Source organism: Gordonia sp. (in: high G+C Gram-positive bacteria) (assembly GCF_020438995.1).
GTDB lineage: Bacteria > Actinomycetota > Actinomycetes > Mycobacteriales > Mycobacteriaceae > Gordonia.
The window spans coordinates 1-2,691 of record NZ_JAGQTN010000202.1; the positions used below are offsets into that span (position 1 = coordinate 1).

Here is a 2,691-nt window from a genome sequence, read left to right on the forward strand (position 1 = left end):
TCGACGTCCTTGATGGTGCCGACCTCGTACACGGTGACGGTGCCGGGTCCGGCGATCGCCCGTCCGGGTTCGACGGCCAGGGTCGGCATCGGCAGTCCGACGGCGGCCGACTCGCGCCGGACGATCGCGGCCAGGGTGTCGGCGACGTCCTTCACCGGCAGCGGGTCGTCCTCTTCGAGGTACGAGATCCCCAGTCCCCCACCGAGATCGATGACTTCGAGTTGTGCGGTCTTGTCGACACCGAACTCGGAGACGATCTCCTTGAGCAGGCCCAGCACGCGGTGCGCGGCCAGTTCGAAACCGTCCATGTCGAAGATCTGCGAGCCGATGTGGCTGTGCAATCCGACGAGCCGCAGGTTGTCGGTGGCGAACACACGACGCACCGCGTCCATCGCGACGCCGCCGGACAGCGCGAACCCGAACTTCTGGTCCTCGTGCGCGGTGGCGATGAATTCATGGGTGTGCGCCTCCACGCCCACCGTGATCCGCACCAGCACGTCGGCGACGAGGCCCCGCTCACCCGCGAGGGCGTCGAGCCGATCGATCTCGGCGAGCGAGTCGAGCACGATGTGGCCGACGCCCGCATCGAGGGCGGCGGCCAGTTCCGCTGAGCTTTTATTGTTGCCGTGCAACGCGATTCGCTCCGCCGGGAAGCCCGCATGCAGAGCGACGGCGAGTTCGCCGCCCGAGCACACGTCCAGGCACAGACCTTCCTCGTTCACCCAGCGGGCGATCTCGGTGCTCAGAAATGCCTTGGACGCGTAGTGAACCCGGCCGTATTGACCGAACGCTCCGATCATATCGGCGCAGCGGGACCGGAAGTCCTTCTCGTCCACCACGAACAGCGGAGTGCCGTATTCGCGGGCCAGCTCGCACACCGGCACACCGGCCAGTGTCACCTCACCCGAATCGTCACGGATTGCGTTGCGCGGCCACACATTTGCGGGAATCTCGGCGAGAACGGCCGGATCGTTGGGGCGCTGCGCGAGATGCGGGGCCGCCGGGATGTCCGCGTGCCGGGGTCCGGCCGGATGCGCGCTCACATCCGCTCCGGTGCGCTCACGCCAACCAGGTCCAGGCCGTTGGCCAGCACCTGCCGGGTCGCCTCGCACAGCGCCAGCCGCGCGCGGTGGATGTCGCCGGGCTCCTCGTCGCCCTGCGGCAGGACCCGGCAGCGCGCGTAGAAGCGGTGGTAGGCCCCGGCGAGGGTTTCGAGGTACCGGCACACCCGGTGCGGTTCGCGCAGTTCGGCGGCGGTGGCGACCACCTCGTCGTAGTCACCGATGGTGCGGATCAGATCGCCCTCTGCGGGGTCGTCGAGCAGTCCGAGATTGTCGGTGCCGAGTTCGAGGCCGAGTTCGGCGGCGCTGCGAGCCAGCGCCGACAGCCGGGCGTGCGCGTACTGGACGTAATACACTGGATTGTCGTTGGACTGCTTGACCAGCAGATCCAGGTCGATATCGATGTTGACGTCCACCGACGACCGGATGAGCGAGTAGCGGGCGCCGTCGACACCGACCGCGCCGACCAGGTCGTCGATGGTGATGACGTTGCCCGCACGTTTGCTCATCCGCACCGGCTGGCCGTCCTTGACGAGGTTCACCATCTGCCCGATCAGGACTTCGACGGTGTCCGGGTCGTCACCGAGCGACGCCGCGGCCGCCTTGAGTCGTTTGATGTAGCCGTGGTGGTCGGCGCCGAGCATGTAGACGCACAGGTCGAAGCCGCGGTCGCGTTTGTCGCGGTAGTAGGCGATGTCTCCGGCGATGTAGGCGGCCTCACCGTCACTCTTGATGACGACGCGGTCCTTGTCGTCGCCGAAGTCGGTGGTGCGCAGCCACCAGGCACCATCCTTCTCGTACAGGTTGCCGTTGGCCTTGAGCTGTTCGATGCAGGTGTCGACGAGTCCGCGCTCGAACATCGAGTTCTCGTGGGTATACACGTCGAAGTCGGTGCCGAACTCGTGCAGGCTGCGTTTGATCTGACCGAACATCAGCTCGACGCCCTCGGCGCGGAACGTTTCGCGGCGCTCGTCGGGCTCCTGGTCGAGGACGCCGGGCACGTTCGCGACCACGTTCTCGGCGATCTCGGTGATGTAGTCGCCGGCGTACCCGTCCTCAGGTGTGGGCTGTCCCAGCGCGGATGCCTCCAGCGACTTGGCAAAGCGATCGATCTGGCCGCCGTGGTCGTTGAAGTAGTACTCGCGGGTGACCGCGGCGCCGCGGGCGGCGAACACGCGGCCCAGTGCGTCGCCGACGGCCGCCCAGCGGGTGCCGCCGAGGTGGATCGGGCCGGTCGGGTTGGCCGAGACGAATTCGAGGTTGATCGCGGTGCCGGACAGTTCGCTGCCGCGCCCGTAGTCCACGGCCTTGGCCAGCACCGATTCGACGACGGTATTCTGCGCGGCGGCGGCCAGCCACACGTTGACGAATCCGGGACCGGCGACATCGGCCTTGTCGATGCCGTCGGCGGCGGCAAACGCCTCGGCGAGCCAGCCGGCGAACTCACGCGGCACCACGCCGAGACGTTTGCCCAGTTGCAGCGCGATATTGGTGGCGTAGTCGCCGTGGTCGGCGTTGCGGGGACGCTCGACCACCACGGTCTCGGGCACCAGCGAGGTATCGAGGCCCCGGTCGGACACGACGGTCAGCGTTATCTCGCGGAGAAGCGCAGCGAGGGCGGCAGGAGTCA

Annotated in this window: 2 protein-coding genes; both read right to left on the reverse strand. The window is 67.6% G+C overall.

Annotated elements, in window-relative coordinates:
• Positions 1-1,043, reverse strand: a 1,043-nt coding sequence (gene lysA / locus KDB67_RS14690) for a diaminopimelate decarboxylase (RefSeq protein WP_291017023.1), incomplete at its 3' end; no start/stop codon positions are given.
• Positions 1,040-2,691, reverse strand: a 1,652-nt coding sequence (argS, locus tag KDB67_RS14695; RefSeq protein WP_291017026.1) for an arginine--tRNA ligase, incomplete at its 5' end; no start/stop codon positions are given. The genes lysA and argS, both read right to left, overlap by 4 nt.